This is a genomic window from Hymenobacter ginkgonis (genome assembly GCF_009755225.1).
GTDB classification, from domain to species: domain Bacteria; phylum Bacteroidota; class Bacteroidia; order Cytophagales; family Hymenobacteraceae; genus Hymenobacter; species Hymenobacter ginkgonis.
Map to the genome: position 1 here is coordinate 518,582 of NZ_WQKZ01000001.1, position 21,027 is coordinate 539,608.

The 21,027-nt window shown below is 59.6% G+C and carries 11 protein-coding genes; 5 read left to right on the forward strand and 6 right to left on the reverse strand.

Translation table 11 applies throughout. The annotated features are described in order from the left end of the window. Positions 1-2: 2 nt before the first annotated feature. The 6 genes from GO988_RS02030 to GO988_RS02055 form a co-directional block, all read right to left on the reverse strand. Entirely contained in the window at positions 3-4,517 is a 4,515-nt protein-coding gene (locus GO988_RS02030; protein WP_157561863.1) for a Pls/PosA family non-ribosomal peptide synthetase, read from the reverse strand. Between the two features lie 299 nt (positions 4,518-4,816). Then, complete coding sequence (locus GO988_RS02035; RefSeq protein WP_157561864.1) at positions 4,817-5,704, reverse strand: glycoside hydrolase family 16 protein; 888 nt, start codon at positions 5,702-5,704, stop codon at positions 4,817-4,819. A gap of 74 nt (positions 5,705-5,778) precedes the next feature. Continuing rightward, entirely contained in the window at positions 5,779-7,044 is a 1,266-nt protein-coding gene (locus GO988_RS02040; RefSeq protein WP_157561865.1) for a PKD domain-containing protein, read from the reverse strand. A gap of 36 nt (positions 7,045-7,080) precedes the next feature. After that, positions 7,081-8,625 carry a RagB/SusD family nutrient uptake outer membrane protein gene (locus GO988_RS02045; protein ID WP_157561866.1) on the reverse strand — a complete coding sequence of 515 codons (1,545 nt, stop codon included), beginning with the start codon at positions 8,623-8,625 and terminating at the stop codon, positions 7,081-7,083. A gap of 23 nt (positions 8,626-8,648) precedes the next feature. Continuing rightward, positions 8,649-11,774 (reverse strand): SusC/RagA family TonB-linked outer membrane protein, encoded by a 3,126-nt coding sequence (locus GO988_RS02050; RefSeq protein WP_157561867.1) that lies wholly within the window; start codon positions 11,772-11,774, stop codon positions 8,649-8,651. Positions 11,775-12,283: 509 nt separating this feature from the next. Further along, entirely contained in the window at positions 12,284-14,305 is a 2,022-nt protein-coding gene (locus tag GO988_RS02055; RefSeq protein ID WP_157561868.1) for a 7TM diverse intracellular signaling domain-containing protein, read from the reverse strand. Between the two features lie 176 nt (positions 14,306-14,481). On the opposite strand from GO988_RS02055, the gene GO988_RS02060 reads away from it, so the two are divergent. From GO988_RS02060 to GO988_RS02080, 5 genes are all read left to right on the forward strand, one after another. Further along, positions 14,482-15,609 carry a sensor histidine kinase gene (locus GO988_RS02060; RefSeq protein WP_157561869.1) on the forward strand — a complete coding sequence of 376 codons (1,128 nt, stop codon included), beginning with the start codon at positions 14,482-14,484 and terminating at the stop codon, positions 15,607-15,609. Between the two features lie 134 nt (positions 15,610-15,743). Beyond that, a complete protein-coding gene (locus GO988_RS02065; protein WP_157561870.1) occupies positions 15,744-16,484 on the forward strand; it encodes a LytR/AlgR family response regulator transcription factor in 741 nt (246 codons plus the stop codon). Positions 16,485-16,643: 159 nt separating this feature from the next. After that, positions 16,644-17,459 carry a glucose 1-dehydrogenase gene (locus GO988_RS02070; RefSeq protein ID WP_157561871.1) on the forward strand — a complete coding sequence of 272 codons (816 nt, stop codon included), beginning with the start codon at positions 16,644-16,646 and terminating at the stop codon, positions 17,457-17,459. A 93-nt stretch (positions 17,460-17,552) separates the two neighbouring features. Then, a complete protein-coding gene (locus GO988_RS02075; protein ID WP_157561872.1) occupies positions 17,553-20,174 on the forward strand; it encodes an MGH1-like glycoside hydrolase domain-containing protein in 2,622 nt (873 codons plus the stop codon). Positions 20,175-20,340: 166 nt separating this feature from the next. Beyond that, entirely contained in the window at positions 20,341-20,967 is a 627-nt protein-coding gene (locus tag GO988_RS02080) for a cyclase family protein (protein ID WP_157561873.1), read from the forward strand. Positions 20,968-21,027: the final 60 nt, after the last annotated feature.

Sequence of the window (21,027 nt, forward strand, 5' to 3'; positions counted from 1 at the left end):
CCCTAGCCAGCCGAAATAAAGGCGCTTGGAATACCTTGCCAGCGCGTATTAGCGGGTAGCTGCTCGCCTTTCATGAGTAGCGAAAGGCTCTTGAGGGTGGCACCAGGCCCAATTACGGAATCGTATAACACCACCGAAGAAGTGCCCACCGTGGCATAGCGGCCAATGCGCAGGGTCGACATCTTCATGACGCGGTCTTCGAAGAGGTGCGTTTGGATGGTGGCGCCGTTGTTGAGCACGGCGTGGTCGGCCACCCAGGCCAGGTCAAATTCTGTGATTTCGGTGGTATCCATGTACACCGAGTGGCCAAAATGGCTGCCCATAAGCTGGAAAAACCAAGTAGCGAACGGCGTACCCAGCAGCGGTGCTTCCCAATAGGTGTACACGTAGCTTTCGCACAGAGAGTTAACTAATTCGTTGCGCCACACAAACGACGACCACAACGGCTTTTCGGACGGCTTGTAGCGGCCGATAAGCACCCACTTGAGCAGCGCCGTAAGCAGCGAAAAACCGAAAATCAGGCCCACCAACACGCCGGTGCCTACCCCCACACTACTCCAAAAGGGGTAGTACTGCAAGTGCCGCCAGCAGTAGTGGTAGAGCACCGCAAACGTGATAAAAGTGAAGGTAAAGGGCAGGATAATCTTGAAAATCTCGATGATGGCCCGCGCCCAAACCAGGTGGGTAGGCGGGGCAAAAGTCAATTCGGGAGCAAAGGAGGTCGACACCGGCCGGTTGGGCAGTAGAAAGGCCGGCGAGCCCACCCACGACGTGCCATCAGGCGGCGTAACGAGCGGCGCCGACGACAAAGCGCCAATCAAGTTGTTCATCCCCAGTACAGTGCCGCCCGCCAGCACCGCTCCGTTGCCAATGAAAGTACGCGGCCCCACCACCGTGGGCGTAATGCTAACTACGCCGTGCTGCACGCGGGGCGCACCCACGCTCACCGAGTCGGCCAGAAACGCGCCAGCTCCCACCGTGAGGTGGTCGGCCGAGATGTGGTTGAGGGTCGAAACCTCGGCCCGGTAGCCTATTTTGGCGCCTAGTAGCCGCAGCCAGTACGGCGTGTAGATGGTGGCGTAGAGTGACTTAAGCAACGCCAGGCTTTGCGCCAGCACAGCATCGGCTACCCAGTGGCGCACGTAGGCCAGGCTGTGCAGGGGTAGGGTGCCATCGGCCTGGCGGCCAGCCACCAAGCGCTTGGTGAGGGCCAGGGCGCCCATTAGCAGTAGCACGTAGAGGGCCGCGAGGGGCAACATAGCCAGTAGCGAGGCTTCGGCGCCGACGCGCTCGCCCATCTCATATATAATGGCCAGAATAGGCAATGAGGCCCCCGACGGCACCAATAGCATGAGCGCAAGGGCCAGCGCCTGCGCTACGAGGTAGCCCGCCCCGGCTGGCCTCGTTGCCCGCGGGGGGGTAGGGGCCACCGCGCGGGTGCGCTGCGCCGGCGAGCCCAGCCAGCCTTCGCGGGCCGGCACCTGCTGGCCGGCGGGCAGCACCGAGAGGTCGTCTAGCTCAGCCGCTTCGCCCAAGCTGGTATCGCCTTCCATGATGGCGCGCAGGCCTACGTAGCCATTTTGACCCACCGTGATGGGGCCGATGATGAGGCGGTCGTGCTCGACGCGGTAGCCCAGCAGCGCCGCCTCGCGGGCCACGCTGGCGCCGTCGCCGATGGTTAGCAGGTCAAAACATAGCAGGCGCGTGCTGCCGAGGTACACGTTTTTGCCAATTTTAGCGCCCAGCAGGCGGTAGAAAACTGCCAAAAATGGCGTGGCCGACAATAGCTGAGTGGGCGCGGCTTCCACCAGCTTTTTTACAACCCAAAACCGGAAGTAATAGAAGCCCCACAGCGGGTACTCGCCGGCCTGGAAGCGCCCGATAACCAGCCACTTCATTAGCACCACCACCAGGCAGGCCAGCGGCACGTACAGGAGCACCGACGCTGCGCCCGCCGCCAGCAAAGCCGGGTACGACCACCCCGCAATGGCCTGGCGATAGAGCAACGACAGATTGAGCAGCAGCACCGGCACGGCATAAAACACCGCAATACTCACCAACTGCAAGGCCGCCGTGGCCACCCGCGTGGCGTAGGAGGCTCGCAGTAAAGGAGGGGCCGCTGGCGCGTCGGTGGGCGGGGTAGAGCTGCCAGCTGCTTGTGCCGCCACGGCCGCTGCTAGCGCCTCGATGGTGCGGCGGGTGTACATTTCCTTCACCGATAGGCCTTGAAAATCAGGCAGCTGGCGCATCTCGGAAATGATGAGCGAGGCAAGCAGTGAGTTGCCCCCAATTTCGAAAAAGTCGTCGGTGATGGATAGGTCGGCGGTGTCGAAACGTTTCTGCCAGGCGACGTAAATGGCGCTTTCGAGCGGCGTGCGGGGTAGAGCCAGCTCGCGGGTGGGCGCTTGGGCGCCGCCGACGGGGTAGGGCAGGGCCTTGCGGTCGACCTTGCCGCTGGTGAGCAGCGGAAACGCCGTGAGGGGCACGAGCGCGGCGGGCAGCATGTAGGGCGCCAGGCGCTCGCGCAGGTAAGCGCGCACGGCTTTTTCGTCGAGCAGTTGGTTGGGGTCGAGGATGAGGTAGGCAATGAGTTTTTTGACGCCATCGGCACCTTCCTTGAGGGCTACGGCCGCATTGCGAATGCCGGGCCACTGCAAGAGCAAGCTCTCAATTTCGGCCAGTTCGACCCGGAAACCCCGGATTTTCACCTGCGTATCAATCCGGCCCAAAAAGTCAATATTGCCATCGATCTCAAAGCGCGCCAAATCGCCGGTGCGGTAGAGGCGACCCGCAAAGCCATTCTGCAACTCGCTGACGGTATTGAATTTGGCCGCGCTCAGCTCGGGGCGATTGAGGTAGCCGGCGGCCAGCGCCGCGCCGCCAATGCACAGCTCGCCAGCCGCGCCCAGCGGTACGAGCTGGCCCAATTGGTCGAGCAGCAGCACCTCGTAGCCCGCCAGCGGCCGCCCGATGGTGAGGCGCTGGCCGGGTACAAAGTCGGCGGCCGTAGCCACGACGGTGGCTTCGGTGGGGCCGTAGGTATTTACCACGCGGCATTGGCGGCTGGCCCACTTAGTTAGCAGTTCGGGCGGACATACTTCGCCGCCCAAAATGAGCAGCCGCAGCGTAGGAATGCCCGCTGGCAACAGCGAGAGCAGCGTGGGCACCGTAGAGAAAATCGTGACCTGGTTTTCGACTAGAAAGCTGGGTAGCGCGTCGGGCGCTTTCATGGTTTCTTCGGGCACCGGCACCAGGGTGCCGCCCGCGCCCCAAGCTAGCCACAGCTCTTCGAGCGAGGCATCGAAGGCCACCGAAAAGCCTTGCACCACCCGGTCTTGGGGGGTAGGCTGAAATAATACCTGCTCGGCCCGCACCAAGTGGCAGATGCTGCGGTGCGGAATGAGCACGCCCTTAGGCAGGCCCGTGGTGCCCGAGGTGTAAATGACGTAGGCGATAGAATCGGGCCCCACCGCCGCCGGCACTACGCGGGGGGGTAGGGCCAGGGCCGGCAAACTCAGGTCGATAACCAGGCCCGGCCAAGTGTCAAAGCCTGCGGGCAGCGCGTGGTGGGTGAGCAGGGCGCGGGCGCCGCAGTCGCCGAGGATGTAGGTGACGCGGTCGGCCGGAAATGAAAGGTCGAGCGGCACGTAAGCCGCCCCAGCCTTGAGCACGGCCAGCATGCCTACGTACAGTTCGACCGATTTGGCCATGAACAAGCCTACAAAATCGCCGACCCGCACGCCCTGTTGCTGCAAGCGCGCGGCCAGCTGGTCAGCCTGCTCGTTGAGTTCGTGGTAGGTGCAGTGCTGGCCCAGCCAGCTCAAGGCCACTTGGTTGGGGTAAGCGCGAGCAGTTTGCTCGAACAGTTGGTGTAGTTGCTGGGGGCCGCCTTCGGGCACCTGCGGCGGTACCGTCTGAAATTGGCGCAACTGCGTTACTTCCTCCTCGGCTAGAAAGAACACGTAGCCCACCGGCTCGGCTGGGTTGCTGCTAAGTTGGGCAAAAACTGCCTGCACGTGCGCGGGCAAATACACGGTCTCGCGCGGCGCGGTGGGCGAACCGGGACAGCTAAAGCCGAGGGTAGGCGCCTCATCGAGCCCGGTGCCGAAGGCCACCGTGACGCACCACGTTTGCTCGGGGGTTTGGGCCTCGGGTGCCGGAAACGACAGCCGGCAGCGCGTGATGGCCGCGCCCAGCTCTTCGGCCACGCCAGCCAGCACCATGGGCAGGCGGCTGGCCGCTTCGGCGGCCACCTCGCCCAGCGTGAAGGTGTCGGCGAGCTGGAGCGTGACGGTAGCTGGCGGAAACACCGTGTCGGCCGTTTCGATGTGCAGCGTGGCCTGCACTTGCGCGGGCGCCCGCTCGGCCGGCTGCCGGTAGTAAACCACCGCAAAAGCCGCCAGGTAGTCAGCCAGCAACGCTTCTTTTTGGCGAAAAACGAGCGCCAGGTTAGCTTCTTTCGCGGGTTGGTCGGCACCCGCTAAGGTAGCTGCGGATAGGTCGGTGGTCGGAGTCATGGACAAACAGAAAACACTAAATAGAACTGCCCGACATGAACACTGAATGAGCTTGTTGACCGGTGAAATTCACGGCCTTATACCTGAACAGGTGGGTTTTGCTCTTTGTGCAAAGCCTACGCCAAAACGCGCGGCCAAGATGCCAAAAATCAATCTGGCCGCTTTCGTAAATACGGACAAGCTCTCTGTCAACCCCAAAAATGTAGCCCACCAACCCCACCAATTCGCAGTGGCCGCCAACAAAAACGGCGCCACCGAAGTGGCGCCGTTGCAGGCAGGGGGTAGGCGGTTTTGCTTTCTTACTTGTACTGATAATACCGAACGTAATCGACCTGCATTTGCTGCGGAAACACAGTGGAGGCGTCGGGGTTGCCCAGGAAGTTGCCGCCCACGGCCACGTTCAGCACCATGAAGAACGGGTTGTTGAAGGGGTAGGGCGAGGCATCGCTGCTCGTGAAGGTGTAGTACTTGGCCCCATCTACGAAGAACTGCATCTGGTCTTTGGCGCGCACGATGCTGTACACGTGGAAATCGGCGGCGTAGCTGGCGTTGCCGGGCAGCTTCACGTTGTCGATGCCCTTGTACTGGTGGTCGGCGGTGGTAGTGCCGTAGTGCATGGTTGAGAGAATCTTGGTAGGCTCCTGGCCGCGCAGCTCCATGATGTCGATTTCGCCGCACTTGGGCCAGTTATTCTGGTCGATGTCGCTGCCCAGCATCCAGATGGCGGGCCAAATGCCCTGGCCCTGCGGCAGCTTAGCCCGCACATCAATGCGCCCGTACTGGAAGCTTTGCTTGCCCTTGGTGAGGATGCGGCCCGAGGTATAGCCGGTGCTGCCCGCCTGCCGCATGGCCTGAATGACGAGGTTGCCGCCATTTTGGGAAACGTTGTCAGTCGAAGTGGTGTAGGTTTCCAGCTCTTGGTTGCCCCAGCCATTGTTATTGCCCGTGTCATAGGCCCACTTGGTAGCATCGGCCGGGCCGGCACCATTAAACTCGTCGCTCCACATCAGCTCGGTATACTGGGCAAAGTCGCGCACCTCAGCATTGGGGGCCGTGCTAACGGGGTTGGGGGTAGGCGCCGGAATATCGGGCGTCTTGTTTTCGGTGCAGGAACTCAGGGCCAGGGCCAGCAAGAAGCTAGTGCCCAAGCGAGCGCGGGGGGGTAGGGAAAAGGAGAGAGGTAGCATGGCAGGGAAAAGGAGGTGCCCGATAAACTAGTTCACCGGGCACTTCAAAGTTGAAAAATAGCTGGGCGGCGCGCTTACTTAGCCACTAGCTTCATGGTGAAGATGGTGCCGCCGTTTTTGCCGGTGCCGGCGCGCAGTAGCATGTTCTTATCGGTGATGGATAGGATGCGGTACGTGAGGTCGGGAGCATCGGTAATGCCGATGAACGAGCCCGCTTTGGTTAGCACAAACTGCGCTTGCCCGGCGCCATCGGCCGGCCCAAACGTGAAGGGCGAAGAGCCCGAGCGCGGGGCTTGGCAAGTGCCAGCGGGCGCTACCAGCGTTTCGCCCTTGGCATCGTAGGTGTACACATTGGCCGCCGAGAACGTGAATTCGTCATCGGCCTGGCAACCGGGCAGGCTGCCCACTGCGCCACCGGCGTAATACTGGGTAGGGGCGCTTTCGGTGCCCACCACAATGGCGGCGCCCTGCGAGTTATCCAGCAGCCAAGTTTTCTGGGTGCCGTTGGTCAGCAGCTGCTTCACGCGGGTTACGGCGTCGTAGGGTACCAACGTCACCTCCGTTTTGGTGCCGTCGGCAAGCGTGCCACGCAGGCGCAGCACAGTGCTGCTGGCTTCGATGATGTCGTAGGTCAGGTTCGTAACGGCAACTGGCTCGCCGATGAAGGCACCTGCCTTACCCAAAATAATCTGGCCCAACGACGTGCCCGTACCTGGCTTGTACACGAAAGTCGTGCCGCCCGACTGCGAATCGCCGCAGGCACCGTTGGCGTAGGTGCCCCCGTTGCTCTCGTAGGTATAGCTAGCCGAAGTGCCGCTAAACGTGAACTGGTCGTCGGCCTGGCAGGAGGAGAGCGAGTTGGCCGCCGAAGAAGAGATAACGTTATTGTTGGCATCGAGGCGCTTGATAGCGCCGGCCGCGTTGGAGTACGTGAATACCCGCGCCGAAGCCGCGTTGCTCTGGCAGTTGGTCAGCACCGAAAAACCCGCGCTGCCGCACGACGATGGAATAACCACGTCGGTTTGGGGCGTCGAGCCGGTGCCACCCCGGCCCGACTCTACCAGGCGCACTTTGTAAGTGCCAGCCTGCGTGTAGGTGTGCGTAACGGTGGTGCCGGTGCCGAGCGTGCCATCGCCAAAGTCCCACTGGTTAACAAAGCCGTTCTGGCTGTTATCAGTAAAAGTGACCGTAACGGGGTACTGCGACGCATTGACCACGCTGGTGAAGCTAGCCGTGGGCGCGGCGCCTTCCAGGCTGCCCTTGTCGTTTTTGTTGCAAGAAGCCAAAAGCAGTGGGCTGGCTACTAGCGCCCAGGCTGCTTTGTTCCAAGTATTTTTCATGAAGGAGATAGGCTAAAATTTTCCGTGAAAAGGGGCTTAGTAGCCTGGGTTCTGAGACAGATTGGGGTTAGCGTCGCGCTCCGACTGCGGAATGGGCAGCACCAGGTTGTTAGCCGTAGGCGTGCCGCGCTGAATGCCAAGTGTGCGCAGGTAGTTGGTCTGGGCCGTCATCACGGGCAGCAGGCCGTTGGCCGTGCCGTTGAGGCGCTTCAAATCAAACCACCGGTCAAACTCAAATGCCAGCTCGTACTTGCGCTCGCGGATAACGGCATCGGTGAAGTTGCCACTCGAAGCAGTCAGGTCGTGAGCCGCCGAAGGCGTGTTGTAGTCGAGTCCAAACGAGCGGCGGCGCACCTTGTTAATAGCTTCTAGCCCCTCGGTAGTCGGCCCTACGGCTTCGGCCAGAATGAGGTACATCTCTGCTAAGCGCAGCACTGGAATGTTGAGGGGTGAATCCCACACGTTGGTGTTCACCTTGCCCACAAACCACTTTTTGCAGTCGTAGCCAAACGGCGAGCCGGGCAGCGACTTAGGCTGCGTACGCACGCCGGGGTTGGTGGGGTCAGCTGGGTAGGTATCGCCAGGGGCCCAAATGGTGACGGCCTTGCGGGTGTCACCGGCTTCGTAGCCATTTACAAAGTCAGGCTCAGGCACGTTGAAGCCGTAGCCGTTTTGCGGAGTAATGCCCTGGCCGCGTGGGCCAAAGAACTCGTTGCCCGCGAAGCCCACGCTGTTGCGGTCGTACTGGTTGCGGCCGTTGATGTACTGAATTTCGAACAGCGACTCCTTGCCGTTCTCGTTCTCCACCTTGAAGTTATCGCCGTAATTGGCCCACATGCTCTTGCCCGAGCCGTTGATAACCGCGCGGGCCTGCTCGGCTGCGCCGGTCTTATTGCCTTCGGTGAGGTACACCTTGGCCAGCAGGCCCGTGGCAGCCCACTTGGTGGCGCGGCCTAGGTCGGCGCCACTATAGGAGGTAGGGAGGTTGGTAATGGCCGCAAGCAAATCCTGCTCAATCTGCTTATACACGTCGGCTGCGGGCGAGCGGGCAATGTTAGCGTCGCTCACGCTGGCGGGGGGGGTAAGGAGCAAGGGCACATCGCCGAAGGCGCGCACCAGGTCGAAATAGAACTTAGCCCGCAGAAACTGCGCCTCGCCGAGGCAGCGCTTCTGGATAGCGGGGTCGATGTTAGTGATGAGCGGCACTTTCTGCAGCACAATATTGCAGCGCCCCAAGCCGATGTAGCTACCCTGCCAGAGGCGCGTGGCCACAAAGTTGGTGGTCGGAATGCTAAAGTTTTCGAGCTGCTGGTACTCGATGCCGTCGCCGCCGCCGCCGCCGCCCACCGTCGAGATGTCGGCCATAATATCCATGGCCCACAGGGCCGCGTTGTACTGGCCTTCTTTAGTGAGCTCGCTGTAAGAAGCCGTTACGGCCTGGATGGCGTCGGTCTGGGTTTGGTAAAAGTTAGCGTCCGTAATCTGGTCGGCAGGCTTCTCATCCAAGAACTTCTCGCCGCAGCCGGTGAGCAAGCCCAAGGATAATAAGAAGGCGCCGCAGGTGTATTTCGTATTAATCATTGCTAGTGGGAATTGAAAGAAGATTAAAACCCGATGTTGACGCCACCCATAAATACCCGCGCCTGCGGATAGATGCCTAGGTCGACGCCACTGGCGCTTACCTCGGGGTCGTAGCCGCTGTATTTGGTGAGCGTAACCAGGTTTTGCGCCGTGAAATACACGCGCAACTGCGTAGCCGTGAGGCGAGTCAGGATGCTCTTAGGCAGCGTGTAGCCCAACGTCAGGTTTTTGAGGCGCACGTACGAGCCATCCTCGATGTAGTAGGTCGATACCCGCAGGTTGTTATTGGGGTCACCGTTGATGGCGCGGGGCACGTCGTTGCTGGTGCCGGGCCCGGTCCAGCGGTTGAGCACCCGCGTGCTGCCGTTCGATTGGCCATACAAAGCACTCTCCGTGAGGTAGCGGTTCAGGTTGTAGATGTCGTTGCCCTGTACGCCCTGAATGAAGAAGCTCAGGTCAAATCCTTTGTAGTTCAAGGTGTTGGTAATGCCGAAGTTAAAATTCGGGTTCGGGTTACCGATAAACGTGCGGTCGTCGGCGTTCACCACACCATCGCCGTTCAAGTCCTTAAAGCGGATGTCGCCGGGGGCGGTACCTGCCTGCTGGGTAGCGTGGTTCTTCACGTCGTCAGCAGTCTGGAACAAGCCATCGGCCACGTAGCCGTAGAAGGCGCCGAAGGCCTGGCCTTGGTCGTAGCGTACGATGGTGCCGCTCAGCGAGCCTAAGCCGTTGTAGGGCAGGCCAGCACCCAACGATTCGAGGCGCGTTTTGTAGGCCGATACGTTGAGGGTGGTAGTCCAGCCCAGCGTTTCGCCCGAGCCCGTGAAGTTGTGGGTAGTCAGCGATACGTCGATGCCGCGGTTATAGGCCGAGGCTGCGTTGGTGTTTACTGCCTCATAGGTGCCTGACAGGTTAGCCACCGGCACCGGCGCAATCAGGTTGGGCGAGTTACGGTTGTAGAGGTCAACAGACAACTCGATGCGGTTGTCCAAGAAGCCCATGTCCAGGCCCACGTTCGTCTGGTTGTTGTTTTCCCAGCGCAGGTTGGGGTTGGCGAGGCGGGTAGGGGCACCACCTGTGTTGAGCGTGCCGTCGGGGCCAAACGGATACGTGATACCGAAGTTGATGGAGTAGAGGTAAGCAAACCGACCCGCGTTCAGGGGATTACCTACTTTGCCGTAGCCCGCACGCAGCTTTAGGTTGCTAATCGTGCTGTTGCCTTTGAGGAATTCTTCCTCCGAGATGCGCCAGCCGGCCGATACGCCGGGGAAGAAGCCGAACTTGTTGCCGGGAGGAAATACCGACGAGCCATCGTAGCGGGCTACGGCCGACAGCAGGTACTTGCCGGCAAACTCGTAGTTGAGACGGCCGAAGTAGCTGGCCAAATGCTGCGCTGGGTTGATAGTGCCTGCGTTGGCTAGCTGCGTATTAATCGGACCTGAGTTGATGGTTTGCAGGTCGTTGCGCAAGTACAGCGTGCGGTAAGCCTCTACGTTGCTATAGTTAAATTCCTGCGCCGACTGGCCCAGCAGGAAAGTTACCTGGTGCTTGCCACCAAATAGGCGGTCGTAAGTGGCCGTGTTCTCGATGAGGTAGCTTGGCGCGTAGCTAGACGTGGCCGATGCGCCGGCAATGTTGTAGCGCGAAGTATAGCCAGCCAAAATCGGCGCCGTGGGCCGGAAAGAGTTGAAGTTGTCGAAAATCAGGTCAGCACCCACGTTGGTACGGAAGCGCAGCCCTTTCAGCGGCTCCAATTCGGCGTAGAACGTCGTGATGGCGCGGTTACGCGAAAACTTCTGGTTGTTCAGCAGCGCCGCGGCTAAGGGGTTTTCCTCGATGAAGTTATCGGTTGAGCCAGTAGGCTCATACCAGAAGCCATCGGGCCGATAGGCCTGCACCGTAGCCGGAATACGCAGTGCCTGCTGCACCGTGCCATACTCGCCGCTGTTCGACGTGATTTGGCGGTCCTCCAGGTGAGTTAGCGAGATGCTATTGCCGATTTTCAGAATCTTATTTACCCGTACATCGCCGTTGGCGCGCAGTGTAAAGCGTTCAAATTGAGAGCCTACAATGGTGCCGTCCTGCTGGAAATACGTGGCCGACAGCGCATAGCTAGCCTTCTCGCTACCCCCCGTCGTCGACAGCGAGTAGTTCTGAATTTTGGCCCGCCGGAAAACCAAATCCTGCCAGTTGGTGCCCGTTCCTAGCGCTGCTGGGTCGCGCAGCTTATCTACTACAATGGGTAGGCCCGCAGCAATCCGGTTTTCATTATTGATAACCGCATATTGCTGCGCGTTAAGCAAATCGAGCTTGCGGGTCACGTTTTGCACGCCTGCATAAGCATCCACATTCACTGTGGCTCTGCCGGCTTTGCCGCGCTTGGTCGTGATGATGACTACCCCGTTGGCTGCGCGCACCCCATAAATAGCCGTAGCCGAAGCATCCTTCAGGATATCAATGGTTTCGATATCGTTAGGGCTGATGGCGTTAAGCTGATTTTCGCTGCCATCGCCCGGAGTTGGCAATGGAAAGCCGTCCACAACATACAAGGGCGAGTTGTTGCCAGCAGACGTTATCCCGCGAATCCGCACCGAGGTACCGGCTGCACCACCAGGAGCGCCGCCGTTTGAGGTAATGGTTACGCCCGAAGCCTTGCCTTGGAGCGCCTGCGTAACGTCGGCCACGGGCTGGCGCGTGAGCTCTGGCCCGTTTACCGACGAGATGGCGCCGGTTACGCTACCTCGTTCCTGGGTGCCGTAGCCCACTACTACTACTTCGTTAAGTTGCTGGGTGTCTTCGCGTAGTGATACGTTAAAAGAACCGGCGTTGGCACTCGTTAGCGCTACCGATTGCGATACGTAGCCCACGAAGCTGAACAGCAGTGTGCTGCCTTCAGGCGCTCGCAGCGAGAAGCGGCCATCGGCATCGGTGGAGGCACCAGTAGTAGTGCCGCGCACGAGCACTGTTACCCCAGGTAGGGCGTTGCCGTCGGCACCAACCACACGGCCGGTCACAGGCACATCAGCCGTTACGTTAAGTGTGGAATTGTATAATTCTGGGAGAGCCGCCCGCGTGGTAATTGGTAGCCCACACGCTAGCAGCAGCGCTGCATGGCGAAACGGTGGAGTCAAATAGAGCTTGCGCTTCATGAAGGTGAATGAAATTTTGGGTGGGACTAGTAAATGAAGACGAAGAACAGTAGCAGGATTAGTCTGTCATGGCGGTGGGCATTGGGTGGGATAAGCAGAGAAAGGGGCTAAGTGATTAGGTGGTTACTATTGACTGAGACGGTATCACCCGGATGGAGAAGCTTAAAAAGACTACTACCTGCTAGGTGACAATTTTCTCAGAGGTCAAAAATAGCAAGGATAGCCGAGGAAAAAACTTCTTAAACCTTCACAGAATAGGTTTAAAAGCCCTTTTTTTCGTTTAGATACGAACCATTTTACGCTTAAAGCACACGGCTTTTAGGGCTTTACGGGGCTCTAAAAGCGGTTTGTTGCGTTTTAAGAACACCTTTGGAGAGGCTAAAAAACAATGAGTAAGTAATCGCTTTTTGCCAAAAAAAATCGTCCGCAAACGATTGCGACACCGACCAACACATTTTTTAGTCGGAAATGCCCTTTAACTGGTGGAAAGCTGCTGTTCTCAACGATTACTAGTTGTCACCCATTTCCTGCGTCTCCAATTCCATTTCTACCTCCAGTAGCAGGTGCGTCCAGGGCTCGCCTTCTTCGTAGTTATCAGCTTGGCGGCGGCGCTGTAAAGCAGCAAGTACTTTTTGGGCGAAAGCCCAACTTGTGGCAGGACGCAACTCAAGCACACGGGCTAATTCGGCGGGGGCGTAGTGCCCCCGATGGGCGTGTAATAAGAAGACAGCATATAGGGCTTTCTCAGCGGCGAACTTGCACTTTTGAAGTAGCGTACCAGTAGTAGCCGACTCCACGTAGCGGCAACGGGTGCAGCGGCGGGCGTAAGGCTCGCGGGCGGCGCAGCTTTTTTCGTTGCTGCACTTGCGGCAGCGGTAGCCGGTAGCCCACTTCAAGTCGGCGAGGTAGCGAAGGCAGGCATCCTTGTCGGGAAATAATTGGCTGAACTCGCCAAAGTCTACCTCGCGTGCTTGGATGCGGGCCGTTTTTTCAGCTTGCAAGTCGCGGCTGAGGTCACGGTTGAGCTGCTCGATGGCGGCTGATTGCAACGCCAGCAAGCTATTGCGCTCCAGCAACTCGCGATTTTGGGTGGCGATGGTATCATTTTGCTGGCGCAATTCGTCGGTGCGGCGTGCCACGAGCGCTTCTAGCTCGGTGTTAAGCTGGTCTTTGAGGGCTTGGTTTTCGCGCAGTTGGTCTACCAATTGGTCCTGCGCATGGTGCTTTTTGCGCAGCTGCTTCAACAGGCGCCGTTGCGTATCCAGGGTAGTGTCCATGATGCCCCTGATTTTGTCGGCTAGGGCATAGCTGAGCACCGCTACCTCAATCACAAAGGCTACGTTGAGGCTATAAACAGTGTAAGCATTGTTGTAAAAGGCAAACCCCAGCTTGCGACTAATAAGAAAAGCCAAGCTGCCCGCTACCAAGGCCTGGGCCAGCAAGAGGTAGCGGGCGGGCCGCAGCCCACTTTGGTAGGCCCGCCACGCAGCGTAGTAAAGCAGGCCGTACGGCAGCAGGTAAAGCCAGAAGCTGATACCCGAGTGCACCACCGCCATATCGAGCACCAACAGGCCCATGCTTAAGGCCACTACCCACCGAATGGTCCGGTCGAGGGCCGGCAGCCGGGCCGGCGTATCTAAAAAGGTGCGGGCATACTGCGCAAAAGTGAGCAACAGCAGCACCGGTGCGGCCGCCCCAATAAAGTGGTTAAGGTGCGGGCTGCCCGGCCACAAGTACTGAAAGCCCAAGCCATCCTCTGATAAAAAGAGCAGCGCCCCGCTCAGTACGTACAGCACATAATGCAGGTACGAGACTTCTTTCAGGAAGAAATAGAGGAAGAGGTTGTACAGCAGCATGATGAACAAAACGCCGTAGAAGCCACCTAGCAGCCAGTATTGCAGGCTGAGCTCGGGGATGAGGCCCGGCCCGCTGTGCAGCATTGCCCGGAAGCTGGTGCGGGTGTCGGAGCGCAAGCGCAGGTAGTAAGTAGCCGGTTGCCCCCCGCGCTGCGGCAGCCCAAACAAGAAGTTCTTATAAGGTTGCGGGCGACTAGCGAAGGGGTAGTTGGCTCCCGTCACGACGCTGTCGAAGGCGAGGGGGGTAGGCCCTAGCCCGTGGGGGCTGTAGAAGGTGGCGGCGCCGGTGTGGGCGTCGTAAAGCTCCAGGTACCAGTCTTGGGTGGGGGTAGGCGGGGGAGCACACACAGTAAGCCGCAACCAATAGGTACTGCCCAGATGCTGAATATTATCGGGCTGCGCCGTGCCCGCCAGCGAGGCAAAGCGCCCCGCCCAAGCAGGGCTGCTGACCAAGTGCAGGGGTAGGCGCCCGGTAGTGTCTTCAAACACGCTGTAGAAGCGGGTGTCTAGAAACTGGGCTGGGTGCGCAGGACTAACCACTAAGGTATCTTCGGCCGCAGCGGCGGCCCAGTGGGGCAACAAGCCCAGCCACAGCAAGGCGAGCCACGGCCGCACCGCGCGGCCATAGAAAGCCAGCGGCCCCAGCCGCCAGGCGAGCAATAAACCAGCTAACACAAGTAAAGTAAGATTGGGTGGGAAAGGATAGCAATGAGGAGCTAAAGTTAGCGGAAAATAATAACCACCTTGGCCGGAGAAAGGCGAGTTGCAGTCGGTACAATTGGCCTGGTAGTCGGGAGTATGCGGCGGCAGGCGCCCGGCACCGGTACTTTTGGGTAGTATCTATATTCACCATGGCCGCTTTTTCCTTTCGGCGCTACCTCACGCCCCTCATTCACGTGCTGGCCTGGGGGCTATTGGCGCTCACGTTGTTATTGTTTCAGCCCATGGCGGGCCACGTGGTGCTGCCCGTGCAATTTTGGATAAAGCAGGGCGTGCTGTGGGTGCTGTGGGTGGCCGCTTTCTACCTCACGGTGCGCGTAAGTGTGCCGCGCCTGCTTCTGCGCGGGCACACGGGCTGGTTTGTAGCAGTGCTGGTAGCTACGGCAGCTACCATCCTGCTGCTGAGCCGGGCCCTCGAGTCGGCTATGCACTTGCCCACGCTGATGCACGAGGCATTTCAGGCGGCAGGAGTCCGCTTGGCCGATGGCTCTTTGGCTCGCCGTGCGGGGCCCGGCGGCCAGCCGGGGCCACCCCCGCCCCGGGGCACGCGCTTCGACTTGGTAAGCTTGCTTATCACGCTGCTGGTGTTGGGCATTGGCACGGCCATTACGGTGGTGCAAAACTGGCAGCGCGAAGCTCAATTGCGCGAGCGCCTCGACCAGCAGCGCGTCGAAGCTGAGCTTTCGCTACTGAAAGCGCAGATTAATCCGCACTTCTTTTTTAACACCCTCAACAATATTTATTCGCTTACGCTCATCGACGGCGACCGGGCGCGGGCCGCCTTGCACCGCCTCTCGCGCATGATGCGCTACGTGCTCTACGACACCGCTGCGGGCCCTACCCCCCTCAGCAAGGAGGTGGCATTTATTCAGGACTATATTACCCTGATGCAGCTGCGCCTCACCGACCGCGTACAGGTGACGTTCGACCACCCCGACCCGGTGCACGAAGTCCTCATTGCTCCCATGATGCTGCTGCCGTTTGTCGAAAACGCGTTTAAGCATGGTGTGGCCGCCACCCAGGCTAGCCACATTTATATTGGCCTGCAACAGCCTACGCCCGGTGAGGTAGTGGTAGAAGTGCGCAATACCCGGTTTGCCGCGGCCGGCACCGACCTAGCCGGCTCCAATGGCATCGGCCTAGTAAATACCCGCCGCCGCCTCGACTTGCTTTACCCCGGCCACTACTCGCTGGCCGTGACGGAGCACACCCCCGCCGACGAGTTTGAAGTGAAGTTGAGATTAGAGGTGAATGGCTAAATGGTTAACGGTTAACAGAAGGTAGGCCTTGTTACTGCGCAGCTTCAACAAGCCAGGGTATTCATTTTTCCGTTAACTACCCAAATGGGACCATTCATTAACCCTTCATCAGCAAATAAATAACCAGTAAAATAATGACGCCTATTACCTGCATTGCCGTCGACGACGAGCCCCTGGCTTTAGCCCTTCTTTGCACCTTCATCGAGCAAACGCCTTTCTTGCAGCTTGTTGGCCGCTACGGCAGCGGCGTCGAAGCCCTTAAGGGCCTGCACGATATCCCAGAGAAAGTAGACGTGGCCTTCCTTGACATTCAAATGCAGGAGCTGACGGGCCTAGAGCTGGCCCGCGTGCTGGGGCAGCAGGCACAGGCACCGCGCATCGTATTCACCACCGCCTTTCCGCAGTATGCGCTGGAAAGCTACAAGGTCGATGCGCTCGACTATTTGGTGAAGCCCTTCAACTACGAGGAGTTTCTGCGCGCCGCCAACAAAGCCCGCGCCTACGCCGAGTTGGCCCAGGGTGCCGGCGAGCCTACCCCCCCCCCGGCAGCCGAGGAAGAGCACATTTTCCTCAAAGTAGAATATCAGCTTGTGCGGGTCGCGCTCAACGATATTCTGTACGTGGAAGGCCTGAAAGACTACGTGAAAGTGCACCTCAAGAGCACGCCCCGGGCCCTGCTTTCGCTGATGAGCCTGCGGGCGATGGAAGAAAAGCTGCCCGCCCGGCGCTTTATGCGCATTCACCGCTCGTTTATTGTGGCCCTCGATAAAATAGAGTCCGTGCGCCGCCTCACGGTGCAAATTGGCACCGAAACCATTCCAGTGGGCGAACAATACAAGGAGCCATTTGGCCAGTTTCTGAGCCGCTGGAGCTAGGCGGCCGCTTGCCTACCCCCCGGCTACTAGCTGGGGCATGAAGCACAGGTGAGGATTGCAAATTGGGCGGCAGGAGCACAACCTTAGGGGCCCAACCCGCGTCTTAAACGCGGCTATTTAGCCCGGCCGCTGCGCGGCTGCTTCACTTGCTTTTGCCTTATGCCCGCAACATCTTCGCCCCGCTTAGCTGGGCAGTACGCCCTTGTGACGGGCGCCAGCTCCGGTATCGGCGCCGCTATTGCCATTGCCTTGGCTGCCAACGGCGCCTCGGTGGTCGTTAACTACGGCCACGATACGGATGGCGCCAATGCCACCCTCAAAACGATTACCGATGCCGGCGGCACGGGCTACATTGTGCAGGCCGATGTGAGCAAAGAAGACCAAGTGCAGGCCATGTTTCAGCAGGCCGTGCAGCATTTCGGCACCCTGCACATTGTGGTGTCGAACGCGGGTATCCAGGTCGATTCGCCCTTCGTGGACATGACCCTGGAGCAGTGGCAAAAAGTGATTGACGTGAACTTGACCGGGCAGTTTTTATGCGTGCGCGAAGCCGCCCGCGAGTTTCTCCGGCGTGGCCCGCAGCCCGAAGTCAGCAAGGCGCTGGGCAAAATTATCTGCATGAGCAGCGTGCACGAAGTCATTCCGTGGGCCGGGCACGTCAACTACGCCACCAGCAAGGGCGGCATTATGCAGCTCATGAAAAGCACCGCTCAAGAGCTGGCGCCGCACAAAATCCGGGTCAACAGCATTGGGCCGGGGGCTATTAAAACCCATATTAACCACGATGCTTGGGGCACGCCCGAGGCCGAAGCCAGCTTGCTCAAGCTCATCCCGTACGACCGCGTGGGCGAGCCCGACGACATTGGCCAACTGGCCGCTTGGCTTGCCTCGGACGAGGCCGACTACATCACGGGCCAAACCATCTTCATGGACGGCGGCATGACCCTGTACCCAGGGTTTGCGGCGGGGGGGTAGGGCCGTAGGGCGGACTCTGCGAGTTCGCGCATCGCACGCCTGGCCAAACGACCCACGCGCGGACTCGCAGAGTTCGCGCTCCATTTTATTGCCATGACCCCCGAACACCAACGCCTGGCCGAAGCCGACCAAAACCAGAAGCTGTGGCGGCGCTTTGGCCCCTACCTATCAGAACGCCAGTGGGGTACTGTGCGCGAAGATTATTCGGCCGGCGGCGATGCCTGGAACTACACCACCCTAGACCAGGCCCGCAGCCGCGCCTACCGCTGGGGGGAAGAAGGCCTGGCCGGTTTCTGCGACGACCAGCAGCACCTGTGTCTCAGCCTAGCCCTCTGGAATGGGCAGGATAAGATGCTCAAAGAGCAGCTTTTTGGCCTGAGTGGGGCCCAGGGTAACCACGGCGAAGATGTAAAGGAAATGTATTATTTCCTGGATAATACCCCCACGCACTCCTACCAAAAGCTGCTGTACAAGTACCCGCAGGGTGCTTTTCCCTACGAGCAGCTGCTGGCCGAGAATGCCAAGCGCACCCGCCACGACCCCGAGTTTGAGCTACTGGACACGGGTGTTTTTGCCGAAAACCGCTACTTCGATGTTTTCATTGAATACGCTAAGGCCAGTGCCGAGGACCTGCTGATTCAGTATACCCTCGTGAATCGCGGGCCCGACGAGGCTACCCTGCACGTGCTGCCTCAGGCGTGGTTTCGCAATACCTGGGTGCTGGGCTATGACGACTACCGCCCAAGTCTCAGTGCTACGCCCGAGGGCCACGTGCAAGTGGCGCACCGTGGCCTGGGTGCGCTGACATGGTATACCGACGGCAGCCCCCAGTTGCTGTTTTGCGATAACAATACCAACTGCGAGCGCGTGTTTGGCACGGCCTCGGCGGAGCAGTTTTTCAAGGATGGCATCAACAATTATGTGGTCGATGGCCAAGATAATGCGCTAAACCCGGCGCGCACCGGCACCAAAGCCGCTGCGCACTACCACCTGACGCTGGCGCCCGGTGCTACCCGGCAGGTACGCCTGCGGCTGGGCCCAGTAGGGCAGGCCGAGCCCTTTGCCGATTTTGACCAACTCTTCCAGCAGCGCAAGGACGAAGCCGATGCCTTTTACGCCGTAATACAGCACGACCTGACCAGCGACGATGCCCGGCTGGTGCAGCGCCAAGCCTTTGCCGGCATGCTCTGGAGCAAGCAGTTTTATAACTACAATGTGGCCAGCTGGCTAACTGGCGACCCCGGCCAGCCTGCCCCCCCGCCCGAGCGCCAGCACGGCCGCAATGCCGACTGGAAAACGCTGGAAAACAACGACATTATTTCAATGCCTGATACTTGGGAGTACCCCTGGTACGCAGCTTGGGACCTGGCTTTTCACTGTATTCCGTTGGCGCAGCTCGACCCGGAATTTGCTAAAAACCAGTTGCGGCTGCTGTGCCAAGACTGGTATATGCACCCCAACGGCCAGTTGCCGGCCTACGAATGGCGCTTCGGCGATGTGAACCCGCCGGTGCATGCTTGGGCCGCGTTCCGGGTATTTAAGATGGACCAGAAGCGGCGAGGCGGCAAGGGCGACGTAGCCTTTTTGCAAACTGTTTTCCACCGGTTGCTCCTCAATTTCACGTGGTGGGTAAACCGCAAGGACCGCGGTGGACGCAACATCTTCGAGGGCGGCTTTCTGGGGCTCGACAACATTGGCGTGTTCGACCGGTCGGCTACCCTGCCGCACGGCGCTTACCTAGAGCAGGCCGACGGTACGGCTTGGGTGGCCATGTTTGCCCTCAATATGATGCGCATCGCGCTGGAGTTGAGCCGAACTAACCCGGTGTACCAGGATTTGGCCAGCAAGTTTTTTGAGCATTTCCTATACATCGCCGAGGCCATGACCAACGTGGGCAACGCTGCGCTGAACCTCTGGGACGATGAAGATGAGTTTTACTACGACGCCCTCAACACGTCTGACGGCGGCCACGAACTGCTGAAAGTGCGTACCATGGTGGGCCTGATTCCGCTGTTTGCGGTAGAGGTGCTCGATGAGAGCTTGCTGGAAAGCGCCCCAAAGTTTTTGGCTCGCATGAACTGGCTGCTGGCCAACCGGCCCCACCTGGCGGCGCTGGTGTCGCACTGGCAGGAGCCCGGTAAAGGTGCTACCCGCCTGCTGAGCTTGCTGCGCGGCCACCGCCTCAAGCGGCTGCTGGCCCGCATGCTCGACACGGAGGAGTTTCTGTCTGACTATGGGGTGCGCAGTTTGTCGCGCGTGTACGCCGACAAACCGTACGTTTTTCGCGACACTGACATCACGGTGAACTACCAGCCGGCCGAATCGCAGACGGACTTGTTTGGCGGTAATTCCAACTGGCGCGGCCCCATCTGGATGCCGGTTAACTTTATGATAGTGGAGGCGTTGCAGCGCTTTCACCACTATTTTGGGGATGACTTTAAGGTGGAGTATCCCGTGCGTTCGGGCCAGTATACCACGCTGCTCGGGGTAGCGGACGCTCTTACTGAGCGCCTCACCAAGCTCTTTTTGCGTGACCCTGAAACCGGCCGCCGCGCTTGCTTCGGTCCCGATAACACCTTGCAGCACGACCCTAATTTCAAGGATTACGTCTTATTCAACGAGTATTTCAACGGCGATACGGGCCACGGCCTCGGTGCCAGCCACCAAACTGGCTGGACGGGGCTGATTGCGAAGCTGTTGCAGCCACGTCCATAGCTGCTGCCTACCCCCCTTTGCCTGAGTAAGCAGTATAAAGCGCACGGTGAGCTTACCACGCAGTTGCGCAGTATCGTGCAACTGCTGCTTTCTGGCCAAGCTAGCCGGCAACTGCGCTACAGTCAGCAACATCCTTATTCACTAGCTACTCATTACTTAACGCCGCATGCCTACCCCCGTTCCCTGGCTCGATGCCACTACCCCCATGCACGACCAGATGGTGCACTGGCCCGACAACCTCGGCGTAAGTGTGCGCCGCACCCTCAGCCAGGACCGCGGCGATGATGCCAACGTAACGGAACTGCACCTGAGCGCCCATACCGGTACGCACGTTGATGCGCCGCTGCACTTCCGCAGCGACGGCGGCGACACTACTACCCTCGACCTCGACCGCCTTTTGGGGCCGGCGCGGGTTGTGGCCATCCAAGACCCCAAAAGCATTAGCCTGGCCGAAGTGCAGCAACTAGACATTCAGCCCGGCGACCGCTTGCTGTTCAAAACGCGCATTTCGGCGGGCGAGTGGAGCACCGCGCCGTTTCAGCCCGATTTTGTGGCCCTCGACGGCGATGCTGCCCGCCACCTGCGCGACGCGGGCGTGGTATGCGTAGGCGTCGATTACCTGTCCGTAGGAAAGGCCGACGCGCACCACGCCCTGCTCGATGCGGGCATCTGCGTGATTGAAGGCCTTGCCTTGCAGCACATTGCGCCCGGCGCCTATGAGCTGATGTGCCTGCCGCTGCTTATTGTGGGCAGCGATGGTGCTCCGGCGCGAGTACTGCTACGACCTTTGTAGCGGGCCACTGGCTGGTAGCCGCTGGCTATTGACTTTTTATTAAACTTCTCTTGCCCAGCG

Bases quoted from the DNA above. Each gene is read 5' to 3' on its own strand.
- GO988_RS02080 (WP_157561873.1), top strand. From the start codon at position 20,341: ATGCCTACCCCCGTTCCCTGGCTCGATGCCACTACCCCCATGCACGAC.
- GO988_RS02040 (WP_157561865.1), bottom strand. From the start codon at position 7,044: ATGAAAAATACTTGGAACAAAGCAGCCTGGGCGCTAGTAGCCAGCCCA.
- GO988_RS02065 (WP_157561870.1), top strand. From the start codon at position 15,744: ATGACGCCTATTACCTGCATTGCCGTCGACGACGAGCCCCTGGCTTTA.
- GO988_RS02050 (WP_157561867.1), bottom strand. From the start codon at position 11,774: ATGAAGCGCAAGCTCTATTTGACTCCACCGTTTCGCCATGCAGCGCTG.
- GO988_RS02035 (WP_157561864.1), bottom strand. From the start codon at position 5,704: ATGCTACCTCTCTCCTTTTCCCTACCCCCCCGCGCTCGCTTGGGCACT.
- GO988_RS02030 (WP_157561863.1), bottom strand. From the start codon at position 4,517: ATGACTCCGACCACCGACCTATCCGCAGCTACCTTAGCGGGTGCCGAC.
- GO988_RS02060 (WP_157561869.1), top strand. From the start codon at position 14,482: ATGGCCGCTTTTTCCTTTCGGCGCTACCTCACGCCCCTCATTCACGTG.
- GO988_RS02045 (WP_157561866.1), bottom strand. From the start codon at position 8,625: ATGATTAATACGAAATACACCTGCGGCGCCTTCTTATTATCCTTGGGC.
- GO988_RS02070 (WP_157561871.1), top strand. From the start codon at position 16,644: ATGCCCGCAACATCTTCGCCCCGCTTAGCTGGGCAGTACGCCCTTGTG.
- GO988_RS02075 (WP_157561872.1), top strand. From the start codon at position 17,553: ATGACCCCCGAACACCAACGCCTGGCCGAAGCCGACCAAAACCAGAAG.